This window comes from Glaciimonas sp. GNP009, assembly GCF_054343755.1.
Window position 1 is genome coordinate 2,239,294 of sequence record NZ_JBTGUV010000004.1, and the last position, 22,431, is coordinate 2,261,724.

Genomic DNA, 22,431 nt, shown 5'->3' on the forward strand with positions numbered 1-22,431 from the left:
TGCTCCAGCAACGATAGTCGGATTGTTACCTTGACCGGGCCTGGATGTTTTTTATAGGTGATCCAAGTTAATGCAATTTTACAAGTGCGTTGTCGGAACAATTTTGCGCAAGCCTTAACGCACTACATACTAAAAAAATATCACCTTATGGCAAAAATTTTCTGCGTCGCCAATCAAAAAGGCGGAGTTGGCAAGACCACCACTGCTGTGAACCTAGCCGCTGGCCTGGCGCAACTAAATCAGCGTGTATTGTTGGCTGACCTCGATCCGCAAGGCAATGCAACAATGGGTGCCGGCATCAACAAAGGCACGCTAAAAGGATCGATCTACGAGGTATTACTCGGGATGGCTGATATCAAAAGTGTTCGCGTTGTGTCGGAAACCGGCAATTTTGATGTGCTGCCCGCCAATCGCGAGTTAGCTGGTGCCGAAGTCGAAATGGTTGAGCTGGAAAATCGTGAAAAGCGTCTCAAGGATGCGATTGCCAGCATTGCGGATGACTATGATTTTATTCTGATTGATTGTCCACCGGCACTATCGTTGTTGACGTTAAATGGACTGTGCGCAGCAAACGGTGTAATTATCCCGATGCAGTGCGAATACTATGCCCTCGAAGGGCTGTCGGACTTGGTGAATACCATCAAAAAAGTGCATGCCAATTTGAATACCGATTTAAAAATAATCGGTTTGTTGCGCGTGATGTTTGATCCGCGTATGACGTTGTCGCAGCAGGTGTCGGCAGAGCTTGAGCAACACTTTGGCGATAAAGTTTTTAAAACGGTAATTCCGCGCAATGTGCGTCTGGCCGAAGCGCCATCGTATGGGATGCCCGGTGTTTGCTTTGATCCCGCCTCCAAAGGTGCGCAAGCTTATATTGCGTTTGGTGCCGAGATGGTCGAGCGCATCAAAACAATGTGATTGGCAAGGTAAATTAATATGGTTACGAAAAAATCAAAAGGTTTGGGGCGCGGTCTGGATGCGTTGCTAGGCGGTTCCACTGATATTACCGAAGCGGTGCCAACCATCGCAGGCGCGCCCTCGGTGCTGCCGGTTCTGGTGATGCAGGCCGGTAAGTATCAGCCGCGTACCCGCATGGACGAAGGCGCACTGACCGAACTGGCCGCATCGATAAAAGAACAAGGTTTGCTGCAGCCGATTTTGGTGCGGCCAATTGCCTTGCGCAATGGTGCGCAGCATTATGAGATTATTGCCGGTGAACGACGTTTTCGTGCGGCGCAAATTGCTGGTCTGACCGAAGTGCCGGTATTGGTCAAAGATGTCGACGATCAGACCACCGCAGCCATGGCGTTGATCGAAAACATCCAGCGAGAGGATTTGAATCCACTAGAAGAGGCGCAAGGTATCCATCGTCTGATTACCGATTTTGATTTCACCCATGAAAAGGCGGCGCTGTCGGTAGGCCGATCACGCAGTGCGGTCTCTAATCTGCTGCGTTTGCTCAATCTCGCCAAGCCGGTTCAAACCATGCTGATGGCGGGCGACATTGACATGGGCCATGCGCGTGCATTGCTGGCTGTCGACGCCGCTACACAGATTACGTTGGCGAATCAGGTCGTGGCCAAGCGGATGTCGGTGCGAGACGCGGAAAAACTGGTTACGCGCACGACAGCCGAACAGAATGCTATTGCGCGACCGGTCGGCAAAGGCAAGGAAAAATCTCGCGATATCGCACGGCTGGAAGAAGAACTGTCGGATATGCTTGCCACGACGGTGGCAATCAAGACCGGCGCAAAGAATCGCGGCCAATTGATTATCGATTTCTCCGATCTTGATACGCTGGATGGATTAATTGCACGGTTGAGAGGCCCCGAATAAAAATATCTTCGGTATCTTCGGTATCTTCGGTGCCTCTTGGATATAGTGATCGTCGTATTGCGTGTTTACCATTTAATATCCTGCATTCTAGTCTTGATAAAGAAGTGGCTTTATTATGCCCGTGCCATCCGCCGTATCAGCTGCCGCAGCGCCAACCATTCTTCTGTTGCCGGGACTTAATAATTCTGGCGATGGTCACTGGCAAACATATTGGGAGCAGATGTTGCCAACTGCTCAACGCGTGCAGCAGCAAGATTGGGACACCCCATGCCGTCAAGATTGGGTTAATACTCTGGACGCAGCAATTCAGGCATCGAACGGTCCCGTGGTTTTAGCTGCACACAGTCTGGGATGTGCACTGGTGGCGTGGTGGGTAGCGGAGCATGGTAATTGCCAAGGGAGTGCAGCAATGGTCAAAGGTGCGCTGCTGGTCGCGCCGCCGGACGTGGAGCGCGCCGACTTCCCAGCCTCGGTACGTGACTTCGGGCCGATGCCAAGGATGGCGTTGCCGTTTGATACCATCGTCGTTGGATCGGACAACGATTCTTGGTGTGAAATAACCAAAATACAAAGTTTTTCGGCCGACTGGAAGGCCACGTTTCACAATATTGGTGCACTTGGTCACCTAAACGCGGCGAGCGGGTTGCGTGATTGGCAACAAGGTCGGACGTGGTTGGCGCAAGTTGGTCGCATGCAATCTGTTGTATAGAATCATATAAGCTCATGATTCTTTTGCAAAAGTTTGACGAAAACAACACGCTGATCGTATAATCCGCGGGTTTCTAAAATTGCCGTAAGCGCACCTTTCTGACGCACGGCATTGAATAACATGGGATCAATATGTTGCGTATTGTGCTCTTGCAATTTATTGTCACTGTGTTTGTGGCCGGTGTAGCAGGATTATTGGGCGGTATGACGGGATTTATTTCTGCACTGCTCGGTGGATTGTGTTGCGCGGTACCGAACGGATTATTTGCATTACGACTTTTTTTCAGCGCGCGGAAACCTGGCGGCGCTGATCCGATATCTTTTTTTATCGGTGAATTTATCAAAATTGCTACGACGGTTGCGCTCTTGGGCGCAGTTGTATGGTTGTACCACGGTGTTAATTGGCTGGCTTTTGTCGTCAGCTTCATCGTGGTGCTGAAAAGTTACTTTATCTTACTATTTAGACGCCAATCATGACTGCAGCTGTACTCGACGCACAACTTACCCCCTCCGAATATATTGTCCATCACCTCGGACATCTTGCCACCGGTCACCAATCCAAGATTGTGGACTTTTCAATCATTAATATCGACACCGTTTTTTGGTCCGTTTTTGCGGGTGTCGTTGGCTGCGTGCTGATGTTTCTGGCAGCGCGTAACGCGACCGCCGGTGTACCTGGACGTTTTCAGGCTTTCGTCGAGATGATGGTTGAGATGGTAGAAAACCAATCGAAAGAAATCGTCCACGGTGATCGCAGTTTTATCGCGCCACTTGCATTGACCGTATTCGTTTGGGTTGCTTTGATGAACTCGCTCGACTTCTTGCCGGTCGATATGTTTTCGAGCTTCTTTAAACTGGTTGGTCTGGATGGCATTATTTCCCACCATCGCGCCGTACCAACTGCCGATTTGAACGGCACAATGGGTATCGCGTTGGGCGTTCTGGTTCTGATGTTGTATTACAGCGTCAAGATCAAGGGCGTTGGCGGCTTTGTGCACGAATTGCTGGCTGCACCGTTCGGTATTTGGCTTGCCCCGTTTAACCTACTTTTGAACCTGATTGAATTCGCTGCAAAAACCGTATCTCTGGGGATGCGACTGTTCGGCAATATGTATGCCGGCGAATTGTTGTTCCTGTTGATTGCATTGCTGGGTTCTGCGGCGACCACTTTTGGTTTCGTCGGACACGTAATTGCCGGTTCGATTTGGGCGATTTTCCATATCTTGATCGTGTTGCTACAAGCATTTATTTTTATGATGCTGACGTTGGTCTACATCGGCCAGGCGCACGAAAAACATTAAGCTTTGGATGGTAAATCCGCTCTAGGCGCGCAGGCATTTAGCCAAGCGTCACGAGCGGGGATCCACATCGGTTGGTAGGTTTTGTAGTTTTTATTTTTTTGATTTGCCTTTTGTATTAACTTTAACTTTGAAGGAATTGTCATGACGGATCTCTCTTTTGTTGCTTTGGCTTGTGGTTTGATTATTGGTTTGGGCGCAATCGGTGCTTGTATCGGTATCGCTATCATGGGCGGTAAATACCTTGAGGCATCCGCACGCCAGCCAGAACTGATGAACACTTTGCAAACTAAAATGTTCTTGCTAGCTGGTTTGATCGACGCTGCGTTCCTGATCGGTGTTGGTATCGCCATGTTGTTCGCTTTCGCAAATCCATTCGTCCCTAAGTAATTCGGGCAACATAGCCGATTCTCATTTTGCTGAAATTATTTCAGCACACGTTATTCTGAGAAGGAAATTACCGTGAACTTAAATGCAACATTGTTTGCGCAGTTCGTGGTCTTCTTTATCCTCGCCGGCTTCACGATGAAATTCGTGTGGCCGCCGTTGATGAAAGCGCTCGATGAGCGCACCAAGAAGATTGCGGACGGCCTAGCAGCCGCTGATCGCGGCAAGGCAGATCTGGCAGCCGCTGAAAAGCGGGTACAGGCAGAACTGGCGACAGCGCGTGACGAAGGTCAGAAGCGTATTGGCGAAGCCGAAAAGCGTGCGCAGCTAATTATTGATGAAGCCAAAAAAACGGCTTCAGACGAAGCGGCGCGTATTATCACGAATGCCAAAGCCGATGCAGATCAGCAAGTAACCAAAGCGCGTGAAGGTTTGCGCGGCGAAGTTGCTACTCTGGCCGTCAAAGGTGCAGAACAGATCTTGAAGCGTGAAGTCAATGCAGCGGCACATGCCGACTTGTTGGATCAACTGAAAACAGAGCTGTAATCATGGCTGAAATCGCAACGATTGCCCGCCCTTACGCAGATGCGCTGTTCCGTGTAGCCAAAACGCAAGATTTGGCTGCGTGGTCTGGTTTGATTATTGAGATGGCGCAAGTTGCCGCCCATCCTGATGTGCTTACCCTGGCGCGTAATCCTGCGGTGACACATCAGCAAGTTACTGACATCTTTCTTTCGTTATTGACGTCACCATTGTCTGTCGAAGCCAAAAACTTCGTCACCACATTGGTTGCCAATGGCCGTTTGATAGCATTGCCAGAAATCGCTGAACAATTCCACGTGCTGAAAAATGCCGAGGAAGGTGCCGCCGATGTTGAAATCGCCAGTGCTTTTGAGCTGTCTGCTGCACAAGTGCAAGAACTGCTGGTCACGTTGGAAAAGAAATTCGGTCGCAAGCTCAACCCTTCTGTCAAGGTTGACAGTACGTTAATTGGTGGAGTGCGCGTGGTGGTTGGCGATGAAGTGCTGGACACATCGGTACGCGCCAAGCTGCAACAGTTAAATGTCGCGTTAACGGCATAAGACAGCAGACTTTTTACTGAGCCTTAGCGAGCGTCGTGAAGATAGGGCGCACGGAGTGGAGCAACCGGAACGGTCTTAGACCATGAGGATTGTGAGCACCGCGCAACGCATTATTCGCGAGGCGCAGCAGGTTCCGAAAAAGTCTATTGCGGTAACAGCCGCGGTAGCTAAACTATAGCAACTGCATCAATTGCGTCAAACTGAGTGGCCCGAGTCCTTAGCGTAAGCCAAAGAGAAAAATTTTAGGAGTTAGTATGCAACTCAACGCGTCTGAAATCAGCGAACTGATCAAGAGCCGGATTCAAGGCCTTGGCGATACCGCTGAGATTCGAAATCAGGGCACGGTTATCTCCGTGTCCGACGGTATCTGCCGTATCCATGGTCTGTCTGACGTGATGCAAGGCGAGATGCTGGAATTCCCAGGCAATACATTTGGTCTGGCACTGAATCTGGAACGTGATTCTGTCGGCGCCGTTATTTTGGGCGACTTCGAGCACATTTCTGAAGGCGATACAGTCAAATGTACTGGTCGTATTCTGGAAGTGCCGATCGGTCCTGAACTACGTGGTCGTGTTGTCAATGCGCTGGGTCAGCCAATTGACGGCAAAGGCCCGGTCAACGCTAAGTTGACAGCGCCAATCGAAAAGATTGCACCAGGCGTTATTGCCCGTCAGTCAGTTTCTGAGCCGATGCAAACCGGTATCAAGTCAATTGACTCGATGGTCCCGATTGGTCGCGGTCAACGTGAACTGATCATTGGCGACCGTCAAACTGGTAAGACTGCTGTTGCGATTGATGCCATCATCAATCAAAAGGGTCAAAACGTTACATGTATTTATGTTGCGATTGGTCAAAAAGCATCATCGATCAAAAACATCGTACGCTCGCTGGAAGCACACGGCGCGATGGAATACACAATCGTTGTCGCAGCGTCGGCTTCTGAGTCGGCCGCGATGCAATTCGTCTCGCCTTACTCTGGCTGCGCCATGGGTGAATACTTCCGTGACCGTGGTGAAGATGCACTGATCGTCTATGATGATTTGTCAAAGCAAGCTGTTGCATACCGTCAGGTATCGTTGTTGCTGCGTCGTCCACCGGGTCGTGAAGCGTATCCTGGCGATGTGTTCTATCTCCACAGCCGTTTGCTAGAGCGCGCAGCACGCGTGAATCCAGCTTATGTCGAGGCTTTCACCAAAGGTGAAGTCAAGGGCAAGACTGGTTCATTGACTGCTTTGCCAATCATTGAAACACAAGCTGGCGACGTTTCTGCTTTCGTTCCAACCAACGTTATTTCGATCACTGACGGCCAGATTTTCCTGGAAACGTCGTTGTTCAACGCTGGTATCCGTCCTGCGATTAACGCTGGTATTTCGGTATCGCGCGTTGGTGGTGCTGCTCAGACTAAAGTTATCAAGAACCTGTCCGGTGGTATTCGTACCGACTTGGCACAGTATCGTGAATTGGCTGCGTTTGCGCAGTTTGCTTCTGATCTGGATGCGGCAACCCGCAAACAGCTGGATCGTGGCGCACGTGTGACTGAACTGTTGAAGCAAGCACAATACTCGCCATTGCCGATCTCGTTAATGGCAGTAACGTTGTTCGCGGTCAACAAGGGTTTTCTGGATGATGTTGAAGTGAAGAAATTGCTGGCATTCGAAGCAGCTTTGCATGACTTCATGAAAACTAGCCACGCGCCATTGTTGCAAAAGATCGAAGAAACCAAGCAACTCGACAAAGATGCTGAAGCTGCGTTGTCTGCTGCAGTTGCTGATTTCAAAAAATCCGACGCGTATTAATTCTCTGGGGCTATAAGGAGTAATAACTCATGGCTACAGGCAAAGAGATACGCGGCAAGATCAAAAGCGTAGAAAATACGAAAAAGATCACGAAGGCGATGGAAATGGTCGCGGCGTCCAAAATGCGTAAAGCGCAGGAACGGATGCTGGCGGCTCGTCCCTATAGTGAGAAGATTCGTCATATTGCTTCTAACTTGTCGCAAGCGAATCCGGAATACACGCATCCGTTCATGACTAAGCAGGACAATGCCAAGACGGTTGGTTTTATCGTTGTCACAACCGATAAAGGTTTGTGCGGCGGTATGAATACCAACTCCTTGCGTCTTGTTACTGCCAAAATGCGTGAACTGGAAGCAGCGGGTAATCAGATTCAAGCAGTCGCAATTGGTAATAAAGGCCTGGGTTTTCTGAACCGGGTTGGCGCAAAAGTCATATCGCACGTGGTGCAACTCGGTGATACGCCGCATCTGGACAAGTTAATTGGCCCGGTCAAGGTATTGCTTGATGCATACGAAGAAGGTCGTCTGGATGCGGTGTACCTGGTGTACACCAAATTCATTAACACGATGAGACAAGAACCGCGACTAGAGCAATTGCTGCCTCTGTCAAACGAACGTCTCGCGGCCGACAATGATGGTGCCCACGCGTGGGATTACATCTATGAACCGGACGTACAAAGTGTTATTGACGATTTGTTATTGCGCTATGTAGAAACGCTGATTTATCAAGCGGTTGCAGAGAACATGGCGTCTGAGCAATCAGCGCGGATGGTCGCAATGAAGTCGGCAAGCGACAATGCCGGTAACGTGATTGGTGAGTTGAAGTTGATTTACAACAAGACTCGTCAGGCTGCGATTACTAAGGAATTGTCGGAAATCGTTTCCGGTGCGGCGGCAGTTTAGGTCACACAGTCAACGATTTTAAGGGCTCCTCAAAAAGCCGCAGTGAACGAATCAAAGCCAGGTCGTCGATGCAACAAATCCGGAAGCCGCAATGGGCACGGTGAGGATCGCAGGTTCGACATTGGTTCGTGTAACAGGTTTTTAGAGGTCGCCGCACGCAACGACCATAACGCGCAAGCGTTCAACTGAATTTAATTTTATATATTGAAGGAACGAAAATGGCTGATGGCAAAATCGTTCAGTGTATCGGCGCTGTTGTGGACGTTGAATTTCCACGTGACGCGATGCCTAAGATTTACGATGCCTTGAAGATGGAAGGTTCGGAACTGACACTGGAAGTACAACAGCAACTAGGCGACGGTATCGTTCGTACTATTGCGTTGGGCACCTCTGATGGTCTGCGCCGCGGCATGATGATCAAGAATACTGGTAAGCCAATTATGGTTCCTACCGGTAAAGCAACACTTGGTCGCATCATGGACGTACTCGGTAATCCTATTGATGAATGCGGTCCGGTAAGTCACGCGACAACAGCTTCTATTCACCGTAAAGCTCCTGCGTATGACGATTTGTCGCCATCGCAAGAGTTGTTGGAAACAGGTATCAAGGTTATTGACTTGGTTTGCCCGTTTGCCAAGGGTGGTAAAGTTGGTTTGTTCGGTGGCGCTGGTGTTGGTAAGACCGTCAACATGATGGAATTGATTAACAACATCGCTAAAGCGCACAGTGGTTTGTCCGTGTTTGCCGGTGTTGGTGAGCGTACTCGTGAGGGTAACGACTTTTATCACGAAATGGCTGATGCAAAAGTGGTCGATCTGGAAAATCCAGAGAACTCTAAGGTTGCCATGGTCTACGGTCAGATGAATGAGCCGCCGGGTAACCGTCTGCGCGTTGCGTTGACTGGTCTGACGATTGCCGAAGGCTTCCGTGACGAAGGTAAAGACGTGTTGTTCTTCGTCGATAACATCTATCGTTACACATTGGCTGGTACCGAAGTATCTGCGTTGTTGGGTCGTATGCCTTCTGCTGTGGGTTATCAACCGACACTGGCTGAAGAAATGGGCCGTTTGCAAGAGCGTATTACGTCGACTAAAACTGGTTCGATCACATCAATTCAAGCGGTGTATGTTCCTGCCGATGACTTGACCGATCCTTCGCCAGCAACGACGTTTGCTCACTTGGACTCCACCGTTGTGTTGTCACGTGATATCGCTTCGTTAGGTATTTATCCAGCGGTTGATCCGCTTGATTCTACTTCGCGTCAGTTGGATCCACTCGTGGTTGGTCAGGAACACTACGACACAGCACGTGCTGTGCAAGGTATTCTGCAACGCTACAAAGAATTGCGCGACATTATTGCGATTCTAGGTATGGATGAGTTGGCACCGGAAGACAAACTGTTGGTAGCACGTGCACGTAAAATGCAACGTTTCCTATCGCAGCCGTTCCACGTTGCTGAAGTATTTACCGGTGCACCAGGTAAATACGTTTCGCTAAAAGATACGATCAAGGGCTTCAAAATGATCGCTAGCGGCGAACTCGATCACCTGCCGGAACAAGCGTTCTATATGGTCGGTACAATTGAAGAAGCAATCGAAAAAGCCAAGAAAATCAACTAAAGCATAGCGATGTTGGTTGCGTGACGTTACTCGAGCACAGGGATTGACCGTAAGGTCGATGTCTGGGCAGTGTAAGCGTGTAAGTAACGTAGTTGGCATCTGTTATGACAGTTTGATTGAACGGGTAAATGAGGACTGACGCAAAATTGTCCCGGCAAGACGCGCGGACGTAGACAGTACGCTAGTACGGCGAGGACAGCACAACGCCGCCGGGCTGATTTTGTGCAACTTCTATACATAAGGGTCTAACATGGCAAACACTATTCACGTTGACGTGGTTTCGGCAGAAGAGCTTATCTTTTCTGGCGAGGCTGAATTCGTCGCGTTGCCGGGTGAGTCAGGCGAGTTGGGGATTTATCCTCGTCATACGCCGCTGATCACGCGTATCAAGCCGGGTGCGGTACGCATCAAGGTGCCAGGTCAGGCGGAAGACGAATTCGTTTTCGTTGCTGGTGGCCTGCTGGAAGTGCAGCCTGATACCGTCACCATTCTGGCCGATACTGCGATTCGCGGTGCCGATCTGGATGAGGCGAAAGCGACAGAAGCCAAGCGTTTGGCAGAAGAAGCATTAACCAATCAGGAATCGAAGATCGATTATGCAAAAGCCCAGTCAGAATTGACGACAGCAATTGCGCAGTTGGCAGCGATCCATAGATTGCGTTCAAAAGGCCGTTAATTCAGCAATCGGTACAAGAGATTGTTCCGATTTGGACGATGGTAGCAAACAAGCAGCTTCGGCTGCTTTTTTGTTGCCCGTGCCTTGCACGCAATGTGGTTGCTAATGAGCGGTAAGTATTTATCGGGCGCGAAATAGACTTCGTGTTTCTATCCCGATACAGATAAGAGCAGACTCAAGTAAGATAGGGTCATCACTGTCTTGTCTAAAATATACCGAGATATACCGAGATATACCGAGATATACCGAGATATGCCGAGATATAACGAGAAATCCCGATTAACGCTGGATTCACGCCGTATTAAAGTTGTTGCACCAAAGTAGCAGCATTCGATGCCATCAGCGCGCTAACCTGAAGAGGAAAATCCTCCATGCCAGCAGCACCCATATCGTTATTCCTGTCTTCCGAACCCATCATTGCGATAGTCGGCATGTCCAATCGACCTGATCGCCCGAGTTATGGTGTAGCCCGCTATATGCAAGAGCATGGTTATCGGATTATTCCGGTCAATCCTATGTATGTAGGTACTCACATCCTTGGAGAGCTCTGCTATAAAGATCTTTATGCTGCTGCGGGCGCTTTAACCATGGACAATTTAAAGATCGATATTGTTGATTGTTTTCGCAAAGCGAATGATATTCCCCCCGTTGTTGGTGAAGCTATCATGATCGGGGCGAGTACCATCTGGATGCAACTTGGCATCGTTAATCAGGATGCCGCCGACAAAGCCATCAAGGCTGGATTAACCGTTGTGATGGATCGTTGTATTAAGATCGAGCATGCCTTGGGTAATTTACACGGCGTATTGTAATTTTTTCAGAATATCAAAAAATTAATTTACTGTTGGTATCGGGCCTTTATTAAAGACCTGGATGTTTTCCTTAAATCAACGATTATGGTTGGATGACCGCCGGATTCGGAATGAAATGCGGCAGTCTGAAGTGTGCTGCTCGTTTATATAAAATGAATATGGCGTAATAAAGGAGTATTCGATGTCCGCTCAGAGTGAATTTCGCGCTGGTAAAAAGACTAAGCTTAAAGATGGGGATGCCAGCAAAAAGCCGCTTTCTAGCGGTGACAAGGATAAAGACAAGCAGAAGATACTGTCGTTGGCGACTGAAATCGGCCTGCAACAAGATTTGCTGTATGCCGGTCAACATCACAAATTGCTGGTTGTTTTGCAGGGAATTGATACCAGCGGAAAAGATGGAACGGTTAAAGGTGTGTTCAGCGAGGTCAATCCTGAGGGCATAAATATTGTTGGCTTTAAAGCACCAAGTCCGATTGAAAAAGCGCATGATTATCTATGGCGCGTCCATCAGCAAGTGCCGCCATCCGGCGAAATAGCGGTGTTTAACCGTAGTCATTATGAGGATGTTTTAATAACGCGGGTGCACGACTGGATTGATGATGCCGAATGCGAACGGCGTTATACGCATATTCGCGATTTTGAACGGATGTTGTCTGAGACCGGCACGACCATTATTAAATTTTTGTTGCACATCTCGAAGGACGAACAGGCTAGTAGATTGCAAGAGCGTATTGATGATCCGGCAAAAAACTGGAAATTTGATCTGCAAGATATGGAGGAGCGGAAAAGCTGGGATACATATCAGGATTTATTTTCTCGCGCTATTCAGGCAACTGATGCCGATCACGCGCCGTGGTATGTGATTCCAGCCAACTCCAAGACCCACCGTAATGTGGCGATAGCGAGTATCGTGCTTGAGACGTTACAAACATTGAAACTTAAGCCACCCGCAGCCAATCCAGCGTTGGTTGGCCTCAAAATCGTGTAGGGTGTTGCTTTCAGGAGGATCCAGGTGCGACGATGGTTACCCGAATTAGTAGCGCTGCCGCTGTTGCCTTGGCTGATTTTTCAAGGCCGACGTACGCGCAAGATTACGCCGCGTTTGCCAGAGGCGGTCGGTCCGACCACTGGCTTGGCAAAGTCAGAAGTATTTGCCAGCAACCAGTCGGAGCCGGGACCACCAGCCTTGCAGTTACTGTCTTTTGGTGAATCACCGGTGGCTGGCGTCGGCGTTGCAACGCACTATGAGGCGATTACTGGTCAGTTCGCTGCTGCCTTGGCGATACGGTTGGAGCGTCCGGTTGCATGGCAGGCGATGGGAAAGAATGGGGCGACGTTGCATAGCGCCATCAAAATCTTATTACCTCGCATTACCGAAAGAACGGCGCTGCAACATGTCGATGTGGTGCTCATAGCATTTGGCGTTAATGACAGCACAGCGTTTCGATCGCGGCGTCGTTACGCGGCTGAGTTGAAATATCTTTTGTTGCAACTACAACTGCATTTATCACCGCGTCTAATCGTCGTGGCTGGCGTACCGCCGCTTCATTTATTTCCCGCATTGCCGCAACCGTTACGCTTTGTGCTTGGCCTTAAAGCGCAAGAATTGGATATTGCGACTGAGAAAATCGTTGTCGAATTGTCGCCGCACATGAACGTGACACGCGTGCCGACTTTAAAAAATATGACCGATCCCGCTTTGCTGGCGTTTGATGGGATGCATCCGTCGGTCATCGGTGCTGCGACTTGGGGGCGCCAGTTAGCTGCCGCGGTGGCCCCACGTCTACAATATCGGAGTAAAAAAACGTCGGAAGTGGCGACAGCCAACGGAGCAGAGTAAGGCGGTTTTTTTTAAGCATTACCTTGTCCGTAGCAGTTCTCAAAATAAGTCTGTGCAGGGCAAAAAATGTTCTATTTGAGCCAGTGATTTGATATCTGATCGTAGTCGCCAGTGGCTTTCAATTGATGCATCCAGGTATCGACAAACTCTTTAAATGGCACGTCGCCACGCGGCAGCATGAACGCTTTTTCGGCAAACTGGAGTGGCTTGTCGGGATTAATTGCACACAACTCAGGATGTAATTTTGACTGCCATAAAGTCTCGCTGGCGTCGGTTACCATGATGTCCGCTTTTCCCGCGACGATTTGATCAAAAATAGTGACATTGTCAGGATGCGCGATGAGTTGGGCTTGCTTGAAGTGGGTCTTGGCAAAGCGCTCATTGGTTCCACCAGGATTGACAATAGCGCGTGTCCCGGGAACGTCTATTGCCGCCAGCGACTGAAATTTCGCCACATCTGTACAGCGTGCAATCGCAGATTTGCCATCGACCATGTGAGGGACTGAAAACGAGACTTTTTTCTGCCGATCAAATGTGACTGAAACGCCGCCCATCGCAATATCGCATTTTTCCAGAAAGTCGTTGGTGAGTGTTGACCAGGATGTCTTGACGAATTGGGCCTGAACCCCTAGAGTTTTTGCTAATGATTGCGCCAGATCAACATCTATTCCTTCGAAGGTCTGGTCGGTTTTGTAAAACGTGAATGGCTTATAGTCGCCAGTCATGCATACGCGTAGTTTGCCGGTCTGCAGAACTTGATCGAGACGTGATGGAGGCGTATCGGACGCAGCCAATGCGGACGCTGACAGCTAGATGGCAACCATTGCAGTAAATGTCGTCAGTGCGTAAAAATACGTTTTTTTCACAAACTCTCCGGAGTGATGGGCATATCGTTGACAGGTAAGAAGTAGAAAAAAAGCGAGATAAACAACTGGTTCCTTGCCAATTAAAACCATGCAAACTATTTTAGCGCGTTGTGCGATTCCTATTTGACTCTTTGCATTGTCTACTGCGCAAATTGGTGTGACCCAACTCGTTACGTAAGGTCGTGGTAACGTTATTCTTTTGTGCTGTTGTGATCGCAATGTTTAATATTGCGGCTGGCAACGCACCTGCATTTCCTGACAGGAGTTCATTATGTTGCAATTAAAAGACGCTTCTTTATTTCGCCAGCAAGCTTATATCAACGGTGTCTGGTCCGATGCCGATAACGGTGAGACTTTTCCTGTCACTAATCCCGCTACCGGCGAGACTATCGGCACGGTTCCTCTAATGGGTACGACCGAAACCAGACGTGCGATTGCTGCCGCTAACGCGGCCTGGAAATCATGGCGTCGTAAAACGGCCAAAGAGCGCAGCGTGGTTTTGCGTAAATGGAATGATCTGATGTTGGCGAATGCGGATGATCTGGCGCTGATCATGACATTGGAACAAGGCAAGCCGCTGGCTGAAGCCAAGGGTGAAATCACTTATGCAGCCTCTTTTATTGAATGGTTTGCTGAAGAGGGTAAACGCGCTGGCGGTGACACCATTCCATCGACCTCGCCAAATAATCGTATTGTTGTGATCAAGGAGCCGATTGGCGTTTGCGCGGCGATTACGCCTTGGAATTTTCCCGCAGCGATGATTACCCGCAAAGTTGGCCCTGCGCTTGCTGCAGGATGTCCGATGGTGCTGAAACCTGCGGAATCCACACCTTTTTCAGCGTTGGCGCTGGCAGTACTGGCGGAGCGCGCCGGTGTTCCAGCGGGTGTGTTTAGCGTTGTCACAGGCGCTGCCCGTGTCATCGGTGCAGAAATGACCAGCAATCCGATTGTGCGTAAGCTGACGTTCACCGGTTCAACCGGCGTCGGACGTTTGTTGATGGAGCAATGTGCGCCAACCATTAAGAAACTATCGTTGGAACTGGGTGGGAACGCACCATTCATCGTCTTCGACGACGCTGATCTGGATGCCGCTGTCGAGGGCGCAATGGCGTCCAAATACCGCAATGCCGGACAGACCTGCGTCTGCGCCAACCGCTTGTACGTGCAAGCTGGCGTGTACGATGCATTCGCTGAAAAACTGGTAGCGGCAGTTGCCAAGTTGAAAGTCGGGGACGGTCAGCAAGAGGGCGTGACCCAAGGGCCGTTGATTGATCAAAAAGCAGTTGAAAAAGTCGAGCATCACATTGCGGATGCCTTGAGCAAGGGCGCGCGCATCCTTGCGGGTGGCAAGCGTCATTCGTTGGGACATAGTTTTTTTGAGCCAACTATTTTGGCCGATGTTACTTCCGATATGGTGGTGGCGCGCGAAGAAACGTTTGGCCCGATGGCACCCTTGTTTCGCTTTACCACTGACGACGAAGTGGTGGCGATGGCCAACGATACCGAATTCGGATTGGCCAGCTATTTTTATTCACGCGATATCGGCCGTATCTGGCGGGTGGCGGAAGCGCTTGAGAGTGGCATAGTCGGTATCAATACTGGTCTGATTTCTACCGAAGTCGCGCCATTTGGTGGCGTCAAGCAATCCGGTCTGGGCCGCGAAGGTTCGAAATACGGTATCGAAGACTATCAGGTCATCAAGTATTTGTGCATGGGCGGAATGTGATTCGTTGAAATACGTATCCTAATAATCCGGAAAAAATGGGATCGATTTGTCGATCCTTTTTTGATTCATTTTATCAAGGTCATGTCGTTGATATAGCACCACTCCATAAATGATATTTTCGTGCGCAGCAGAAATCTTTTTGCGTTGCTATAATCGTGCCTTACACCAATTTCCTGGTGTGCCTTCGGCGGTCGCGATCATTGTTTCCAGTTGCGTTACTTATCATTGTGACCCCGTTTCCAGATTGATCCTCACATGATGTCCTTGCCTTTATTCGCCCTGGCCGTTGCCGCTTTTGGTATCGGTACCACTGAGTTCGTCATTATGGGATTGCTGCCCAACGTGGCACGGGATCTGGGGGTATCGATTCCGGCTGCCGGAATGCTGGTCACCGGCTACGCGCTTGGGGTCACTATCGGCGCACCTATTATCGCCATTGTTACCGCTAACATGCCGCGCCGTAACGCATTGTTAAGCCTCATGGGTTTGTTCATTGTCGGCAATGTGTTGTGCGCGTTATCGCCAAATTACACAGTGTTAATGGTCGCGCGCGTAGTCACTGCGTTTTGTCATGGCGCGTTTTTCGGTATTGGTTCCGTTGTGGCCGCTGGCCTAGTTGCCCCGAATCGGCGGGCGCAGGCGATTGCGTTAATGTTTGCGGGACTAACTCTCGCCAACGTGTTGGGCGTGCCTTTCGGCACCGCTCTCGGCCAGTTGTTGGGTTGGCGGTCAACTTTCTGGGCGGTAACGGTCATCGGGATCTTGGCGGTGATCGCACTGGCAGCATGGCTGCCAAAGCAGATCGTTATGCAAAAAAGTAGTTTGCTTCAAGAGTTTAGGGTTCTTGCTGATCGCCAGGTATTAATGGTGCTGGCAATTAGCGCGCTGGCGTCGGCTAGTTTGTTCTCGGTGTTCACCTACATTACGCCCATACTGGAAGATGTCACAGGCTTAACACCGCATGCGGTAACGCTGGTGTTGTTGATTTTTGGTGTTGGCTTAACCGTTGGAAGCGCGCTGGGCGGCAAATTGGCAGACTGGCGTTTGTTGCCCTCTTTGATTGGATTTTTGATTGCGCTGGCGATTGTGCTGACCGTGTTTTCCGTCACCATGCATACGCCGGTTGCAGCGGTAGTGACGATTTTCATATGGGGTGTACTGGCTTTCGCCATCGTACCGCCGTTGCAGGTGTTAGTCGTGGATCGTGCCAGCGAAGCCCCCAATCTTGCGGCCACGTTGAATCAAGGTGCATTCAATCTTGGCAATGCGACAGGTGCCTGGGTTGGCGGCATGGCGATTGGGGCCGGTTTTCAATTAACGGTGTTGCCATATGCCGGCGTTGTCATGGTGTTAATGGCGCTCGCCCTTACGCTGTGGTCAGCATCTATTGGACGCACAAGTGGTTTGGCAATGACTGCTGGCGACTAGTTTAGCCAGCATTTGACGGTCATCCCCTTTCTAGCTGGTCAGTGAACGTATCAGAAAACCTCAGCATCAATGCCGCAGGCTGTGATTAGAATGAGATAATGCCGCATTCCAAAAGCTTGAGATTGCCTTCGATGCCCCAATTTGCCCCTCTTAAGAACGACACATTCCTACGTGCATTGTTGCGTCAACCAACGGATTACACGCCGTTGTGGCTGATGCGTCAGGCGGGACGCTATTTGCCTGAATACCGCGCAACGCGCGCGCGCGCAGGGTCTTTTCTGGGCCTGGCAAAGAATCCCGACTATGCCACCGAGGTCACGATGCAGCCGCTGGATCGGTTTCCTCTCGATGCTGCGATTCTATTTTCCGATATTTTGACAGTGCCGGACGCAATGGGTTTGGGATTGTTCTTTGCCGATGGCGAAGGGCCAAAGTTCGAACGTCCGTTACGGGATGAAAAAGCGGTGATGGCATTGTCTGCTCCCGAGATGGGCAGTCTTGACTACGTTTTCAACGCTGTGACGCAAATTCGGACGGAATTGGACGGCAAGGTTCCACTTATCGGTTTCTCTGGCAGTCCGTGGACGCTGGCGTGTTATATGGTTGAGGGCGGCGGTTCGGATGATTTCCGCACGGTTAAAACGATGTTGTACAACCGCCCTGATCTGATGCACCACATTCTCGCGATCAACGCTGCTGCTGTGGCAACCTATCTGAACGCCCAAATTGACGCCGGTGCGCAGGCTGTGATGATTTTTGATACATGGGGTGGCGCGCTTGCAGATGGTGCATACCAGTCGTTTTCATTAAATTACATGCGTCAGGTGATGAGTCAGTTAAAGCGGGAAAAAGATGGTGTGCCTATTCCTGCAATCGTCTTTACCAAAGGCGGCGGCTTGTGGCTTGAGCAGATCGCGGATATCGGGGCTGATGCGGTCGGACTGGACTGGACCGTCAATTTGGCCGAGGCGCGCGCTCGCGTAGGACATAAAGTAGCGCTACAAGGCAATCTTGATCCGGTGGTCCTGTTCTCGAATCCTGAACAGATTCGCGCTGAGGTGGGTCGTTTGTTATCGGTTTATGGACCGCCTTCTGCTGGGCATGGACATGTATTCAATCTCGGTCATGGTATTTCCCAGTTCACACCGCCGGAATCAGTCGCCGTGATGGTCGAGGCGGTGCACGAGATGAGTCGTAAGATGCGCTGATAAGTAGCGTCAAGACAAGGGTGTGTGGGATTGAAAATTTCGAACGCCTTTTTTACGCGAACCAGTCATTCTTTCCTTGTACATTGTGAACGACTAAATTGCCCGATCAGGATATTGGTTTAGTGGCTAGCGATAGTCAGCGCTCCGGTTTGGTGCTGTTTTACGCTAGAAATATTTTTCCTTAACACAGATTTAGCGTCGAATTAGACTAGTTATGCACAATAATTATTTGTTGCATCGCAGAAATTTTGCGTATCAATATTTTTAATTTGCCGTATTTTTAAAATTGTAAGTCATTGAATTATAAGAAGTTTTTTTTTGCAATTACTTTCGATTATTTGTGAGAACTGGCGCGGGATATGACGCTAGGACCTTTTTTAGAAGGGTTACCCACAAAGTTATCCACAGGCACTGCGTGACTAAAAAAAAGTGCTTATGAAACCAGTACTTAACGCGTTTCCTCATGTTTTGCATGAGGTAAGTACACAAGACCGAAAAGATATCTGGATGCGATGGTCGCGGTGTTAGCCATCAAGTTTTTTTGAGGTTGATATTGATATGCGCTATTCGTGCTTGCAATTTTATTCAGTTCGGTTCTTTTTTATTGCGAACATAGTGGACTTGTGCACAAATTATCGGTTGCGGTGGATGTTGGGAAAAAATATAAAAATATATTTTTTGTGAATCGAGGACTTTGTAAGTCATTGATTTTTAAGGTCATTTTTAGTGCACTCAGTTTGGGCAATTCATCGAGTCCCGCGTATATACTGCGTTTGCGGCTGTCAAGTGGATGTTATCCACAAAGTTATCCACAGAACCTGTGGATAGTTTTAAAAGCGCTTATGAAACCGGCAGTTAGCTTCTTTCCTCAGGATTCACATTAACTTCGTGAAACAATGCATTCTTCAGGTTGTCCTTGACACCCCCCTTGACAGCAGTTTTGACTATCGCTGGCAGTCAACGAGTGATGCAGACGCCCGCCCGCAGATAGGTCAACTTGTGCAACTCTCGTTCGGTCGACGTGAGGTGGTTGGGATGATCGTTGGCAGCAGCGCGCATAGTGAGGTTCCAGCCGCGAAATTAAAGGATGTGCAAGCCGTACGATATCAGTTGCCGGCGCTGTCGCCTCATTGGTTGGCTTTATGTCAATTTGCGGCCGATTATTATCAGCGTCCATTGGGAGAGGTGGCGTTGCCGGGTTTGCCGAAAAATTTGCGCGCTTTAACCACAGTTGCGCTTGACCGCGGCTTAAAGAAACTACATCAGGTCAGCGTTGCGCACGATGCCACGCCAATCGATGTTCCGCCGTTGAACCCAGCGCAACAACGCGCCGCCGACGCAATTGCCAGTGCTACCGGCTTTGCGCCAACATTGTTGTATGGCGTTACCGGCAGTGGCAAAACCGAGGTGTATTTGCAGGCGGCAGAAAAAATATTGTCGCATGGTAATGGTGAGAACAATCCTGCCCAAATTTTAATCCTGGTTCCTGAAATCAATTTGACGCCGCAATTAGAGGGCAATATCCGTGCGCGATTTCCTGGTGTCATGGTCGCAACATTGCATAGCGGACTGGCCGAAGGCGAGCGCATGCGACACTGGCTCGCTGCTCATTTAGGGCAAGCCCGCATCATTCTCGGGACCCGACTTGCGGTGCTGGCGTCGTTGCCGCATTTACGCCTGATCGTTATTGATGAGGAGCATGATCCATCCTATAAACAGCAGGAAGGCTTGCGTTACTCGGCTCGCGATCTGGCTGTCTGGCGTGCACACCAGTTAAAAATTCCTATCGTTCTAGGCTCGGCGACACCCTCGCTGGAAACCTGGCATCACGCGCAGTCAGGGCGCTATCGAAAACTTGAATTACGTGAACGCGCAGTGAAGAATGCTGTTTTGCCGGCTGTGAAACTGGTGAATATGGAGCACGACAAACCGATTGAGGGTCTGACCTCTACGTTGATCAGCGCTTTAAAGCTGCGCTTGCAACGTGGTGAGCAATCGCTGTTATTCCTCAACCGACGTGGTTACGCACCGGTGATTGCCTGTGATGCTTGCGGCTGGGTCAGCAACTGCACGCGCTGCACTGCGTATATGGTGTTGCACAAGCCTGAACATCGACTACGCTGCCATCATTGCAGCCTCGAGTTGCGCATCCCCAAGTCTTGCCCGACCTGTGGCAATGTTGATTTGCAACCATTGGGGCGCGGGACGCAACGTCTGGAAGAGGGTTTGCAGGCGATGTTTCCGGAAGCGCGGGTTTTGCGGATTGATGCTGATTCAACGCGTCGCAAAGGCAGCGCTCAAAGCGCCTTCGATAGCGTGCATCGGGGCGAGGTCGATATTTTGATCGGTACGCAAATGGTCGCTAAAGGGCATGATTTCAAAAATCTGACCCTTGTCGGAATTTTGAATCCTGACACGGCCTTGTTCTCCCATGATTATCGCGCCAGTGAGCGCTTGTTTGCCCAGCTAATGCAGGTTGCCGGTCGCGCCGGTAGGGCAGCACAAAAAGAGGGTGGCAGCGTCAGTGAGGTGTTGATTCAGACGCGTTATCCGCAGCATCCTTTGTATTCGGCGGTGATCGCGCATGATTATGATCACTTTGCCAGCTCTCTTTTGGCTGAGCGGCAACAAGCGCATTTGCCGCCGTATATTTATCAAGCGCTATTACGCGCTGAGGCAAAGGAGCTTGAAACAGCGATAGCGTTTTTGCAAGAGGCCGCAACCTGCCTGGAGCATGGCGGTATTACGATGAATGATCCGATCCCCATGACGATGACGCGTGTTGCTAATGTGGATCGGGCGCAGCTCTTGATTGAATGCCCTTCAAGACCGGGCTTACAAGCTTTTCTTACTGATTGGATGGCTGTCTTGCGGACCATCAAGACGCGCGCCAAATGGTCGCTGGAAGTCGATCCGGTGGACATCTAACGAGTATAAATGATGTCGTATTAATATCAAAATGCAGTGTTCAATCGACTCTTCAATTTACTTGAGCACCGGTTATCCGTTCGTTTCGCATCCAACCTATCCCAATTTTCCGCCGGATTAAATGCGTAAGCGATACTGAATGTACCTTGCTTCATCCCGCCACCGTCTCGTTTTGGTATGAAATGTTGTCAAAGTAGGCCGGAAATTTCTTAAAATTGCCCGCTTAAGCATCATTATCAGAATTGTTACCCTCATTTTGGGAAAGTTCTCATATCTCGGAGGCGCATCTATAGCTAACCTTAGTTCCTAGGAAATCAATATTAAAACGGATAGTCACAAAATTATCCATTTGATATTTATTTGGAAAATCGAAGCGATCTTTGATTTTCAATGTTTGATTTTAAGGAGAAAGCATGCGAAAGATCCGACTGCGACAACAACAGATAATTTTAGCCGACGATCATCCCGTCATTATTGCCGGCGTGCGTGGCTATATTGATCGCTGTGCAGATCTTTCGGTGGCCGCAATTGCTAATTCGACTGATCAGTTACTGGCGCGATTAAAGGATACTGAATGCGATATTTTAATCACCGACATCTCAATGCCGATGCGCCGTATGAGTGATGGTTTGACACTACTTTCCTACATTAAGCGGCATCATCCGCAGATATGTTTAATCGTTCTTACGATGAATATGATGCCAGCCGTGTTGTATCAAATTATAAAAAGCGGCGCTGACGCTGTATTGCATATGAATGATGAAATTTCATCTATCCGGGATGCAATCGAGGGGACCGCGAATAGCACGCGCTATATCGGTAAATCAGTGCGCGAGATTTTGCGTGGTGGTCCGGTTGGGCAAATGCCAACAAAGCGCGAAACGGAAGTATTAAGAATGTATGCCGATGGCCATACAATGCAGGAGATAGCGCTACGCTTGAACAAAAGTGTGAAAACCATTGCCTTACAAAAAACCTCTGCGATGCGAAAAGTTGGTCTGCGTAATGACGTGGAACTGGGACGCTATTCAAGTGGCGGGATAACCCCTGACAACTTCATTTAATGTATTGCTAACCGACGATTTTTTATTGATGCGGTATGAATTTTGGTTGTCTATAAGTTAAGTTAGGCAAGTTCGTGTCAGCTTAAAAAATTCCTGTGCCGGAGGCTTGATCACTGATTGCGACTGTAGATAAGCAAGCGGATAAGTAAGCGATAAAGTGGGCAACTAATTAAGCAACTAGGTGGGCGACGCGTAAATTGGCTCTCACCCTCGCTGAAATCGCTATACTTGGTCTTATCACCGTCCAATCGTCGT

22 protein-coding genes are annotated in these 22,431 nt (G+C 49.5%); 20 read left to right on the forward strand and 2 right to left on the reverse strand.

What is annotated here, in order from left to right:
- The first annotated feature begins 147 nt into the window (after positions 1-147).
- The 12 genes from ACXX82_RS10770 (at position 148) to ACXX82_RS10825 (ending at position 10,304) form a co-directional block, all read left to right on the forward strand.
- Positions 148-918 (forward strand): ParA family protein, encoded by a 771-nt coding sequence (locus ACXX82_RS10770; protein ID WP_322234524.1) that lies wholly within the window; start codon positions 148-150, stop codon positions 916-918.
- Positions 919-936: 18 nt separating this feature from the next.
- Positions 937-1,836: a ParB/RepB/Spo0J family partition protein gene (locus ACXX82_RS10775; protein WP_322234526.1), complete on the forward strand. Its 900-nt coding sequence runs from the start codon at positions 937-939 to the stop codon at positions 1,834-1,836.
- Positions 1,837-1,951: 115 nt separating this feature from the next.
- Positions 1,952-2,545, forward strand: a complete 594-nt coding sequence (locus tag ACXX82_RS10780; RefSeq protein ID WP_458562901.1) for an RBBP9/YdeN family alpha/beta hydrolase — start codon at positions 1,952-1,954, stop codon at positions 2,543-2,545.
- Between the two features lie 131 nt (positions 2,546-2,676).
- Positions 2,677-3,021, forward strand: a complete 345-nt coding sequence (locus ACXX82_RS10785) for an ATP synthase subunit I (protein ID WP_322234530.1) — start codon at positions 2,677-2,679, stop codon at positions 3,019-3,021.
- On the forward strand, positions 3,018-3,845 hold the full coding sequence (atpB, locus tag ACXX82_RS10790; protein WP_322234532.1) for a F0F1 ATP synthase subunit A: 828 nt from the start codon (positions 3,018-3,020) through the stop codon (positions 3,843-3,845). Before ACXX82_RS10785 ends, atpB begins: the two co-directional genes overlap by 4 nt.
- Positions 3,846-3,986: 141 nt before the next feature.
- Complete coding sequence (gene atpE / locus ACXX82_RS10795) at positions 3,987-4,232, forward strand: F0F1 ATP synthase subunit C (RefSeq protein ID WP_038494309.1); 246 nt, start codon at positions 3,987-3,989, stop codon at positions 4,230-4,232.
- A 72-nt stretch (positions 4,233-4,304) separates the two neighbouring features.
- Entirely contained in the window at positions 4,305-4,775 is a 471-nt protein-coding gene (locus ACXX82_RS10800) for a F0F1 ATP synthase subunit B (protein WP_322234536.1), read from the forward strand.
- 2 nt (positions 4,776-4,777) lie between these two features.
- A complete protein-coding gene (locus ACXX82_RS10805) occupies positions 4,778-5,311 on the forward strand; it encodes a F0F1 ATP synthase subunit delta (RefSeq protein ID WP_322234537.1) in 534 nt (177 codons plus the stop codon).
- Between the two features lie 254 nt (positions 5,312-5,565).
- Entirely contained in the window at positions 5,566-7,107 is a 1,542-nt protein-coding gene (gene atpA, locus ACXX82_RS10810) for a F0F1 ATP synthase subunit alpha (RefSeq protein WP_322234539.1), read from the forward strand.
- 29 nt (positions 7,108-7,136) lie between these two features.
- Positions 7,137-8,009: a F0F1 ATP synthase subunit gamma gene (gene atpG, locus ACXX82_RS10815; protein WP_322234541.1), complete on the forward strand. Its 873-nt coding sequence runs from the start codon at positions 7,137-7,139 to the stop codon at positions 8,007-8,009.
- 218 nt (positions 8,010-8,227) lie between these two features.
- Positions 8,228-9,628: a F0F1 ATP synthase subunit beta gene (gene atpD, locus ACXX82_RS10820; RefSeq protein WP_205322638.1), complete on the forward strand. Its 1,401-nt coding sequence runs from the start codon at positions 8,228-8,230 to the stop codon at positions 9,626-9,628.
- Positions 9,629-9,878: 250 nt separating this feature from the next.
- Positions 9,879-10,304: a F0F1 ATP synthase subunit epsilon gene (locus ACXX82_RS10825; RefSeq protein ID WP_205322637.1), complete on the forward strand. Its 426-nt coding sequence runs from the start codon at positions 9,879-9,881 to the stop codon at positions 10,302-10,304.
- Between the two features lie 301 nt (positions 10,305-10,605).
- Here ACXX82_RS10825 and ACXX82_RS10830 read toward each other — a convergent pair whose 3' ends face one another.
- Entirely contained in the window at positions 10,606-10,737 is a 132-nt protein-coding gene (locus tag ACXX82_RS10830) for a hypothetical protein (RefSeq protein ID WP_322234544.1), read from the reverse strand.
- On the opposite strand from ACXX82_RS10830, the gene ACXX82_RS10835 reads away from it, so the two are divergent.
- From ACXX82_RS10835 to ACXX82_RS10845, 3 genes are all read left to right on the forward strand, one after another.
- The gene (locus ACXX82_RS10835) at positions 10,736-11,116 is read left to right on the forward strand and encodes a CoA-binding protein (protein ID WP_458562902.1); all 381 of its coding nucleotides are present in this window, start codon (positions 10,736-10,738) and stop codon (positions 11,114-11,116) included. The genes ACXX82_RS10830 and ACXX82_RS10835 overlap by 2 nt on opposite strands.
- Positions 11,117-11,297: 181 nt before the next feature.
- Positions 11,298-12,104: a PPK2 family polyphosphate kinase gene (locus tag ACXX82_RS10840; protein ID WP_458562903.1), complete on the forward strand. Its 807-nt coding sequence runs from the start codon at positions 11,298-11,300 to the stop codon at positions 12,102-12,104.
- Positions 12,105-12,128: 24 nt separating this feature from the next.
- Positions 12,129-12,956, forward strand: coding sequence for an SGNH/GDSL hydrolase family protein (locus tag ACXX82_RS10845; RefSeq protein WP_322234550.1), 828 nt, complete (start codon positions 12,129-12,131; stop codon positions 12,954-12,956).
- A gap of 71 nt (positions 12,957-13,027) precedes the next feature.
- On the opposite strand, the gene ACXX82_RS10850 is transcribed toward ACXX82_RS10845, so the two are convergent.
- The gene (locus ACXX82_RS10850) at positions 13,028-13,765 is read right to left on the reverse strand and encodes a transporter substrate-binding domain-containing protein (RefSeq protein ID WP_458563982.1); all 738 of its coding nucleotides are present in this window, start codon (positions 13,763-13,765) and stop codon (positions 13,028-13,030) included.
- A gap of 328 nt (positions 13,766-14,093) precedes the next feature.
- On the opposite strand from ACXX82_RS10850, the gene gabD reads away from it, so the two are divergent.
- The 5 genes from gabD to ACXX82_RS10875 all read left to right on the forward strand — a co-directional run bounded on the left by gabD (position 14,094) and on the right by ACXX82_RS10875 (position 22,176).
- Positions 14,094-15,548 carry an NADP-dependent succinate-semialdehyde dehydrogenase gene (gabD, locus tag ACXX82_RS10855; protein WP_458562904.1) on the forward strand — a complete coding sequence of 485 codons (1,455 nt, stop codon included), beginning with the start codon at positions 14,094-14,096 and terminating at the stop codon, positions 15,546-15,548.
- Between the two features lie 258 nt (positions 15,549-15,806).
- On the forward strand, positions 15,807-16,976 hold the full coding sequence (locus tag ACXX82_RS10860) for an MFS transporter (protein WP_322240324.1): 1,170 nt from the start codon (positions 15,807-15,809) through the stop codon (positions 16,974-16,976).
- Positions 16,977-17,107: 131 nt separating this feature from the next.
- Positions 17,108-18,184, forward strand: a complete 1,077-nt coding sequence (hemE, locus tag ACXX82_RS10865; RefSeq protein ID WP_322234554.1) for a uroporphyrinogen decarboxylase — start codon at positions 17,108-17,110, stop codon at positions 18,182-18,184.
- Between the two features lie 888 nt (positions 18,185-19,072).
- Complete coding sequence (locus ACXX82_RS10870) at positions 19,073-21,112, forward strand: primosomal protein N' (RefSeq protein WP_322234556.1); 2,040 nt, start codon at positions 19,073-19,075, stop codon at positions 21,110-21,112.
- 413 nt (positions 21,113-21,525) lie between these two features.
- On the forward strand, positions 21,526-22,176 hold the full coding sequence (locus ACXX82_RS10875) for a response regulator (protein WP_322234558.1): 651 nt from the start codon (positions 21,526-21,528) through the stop codon (positions 22,174-22,176).
- The last annotated feature ends 255 nt before the right edge of the window (positions 22,177-22,431 follow it).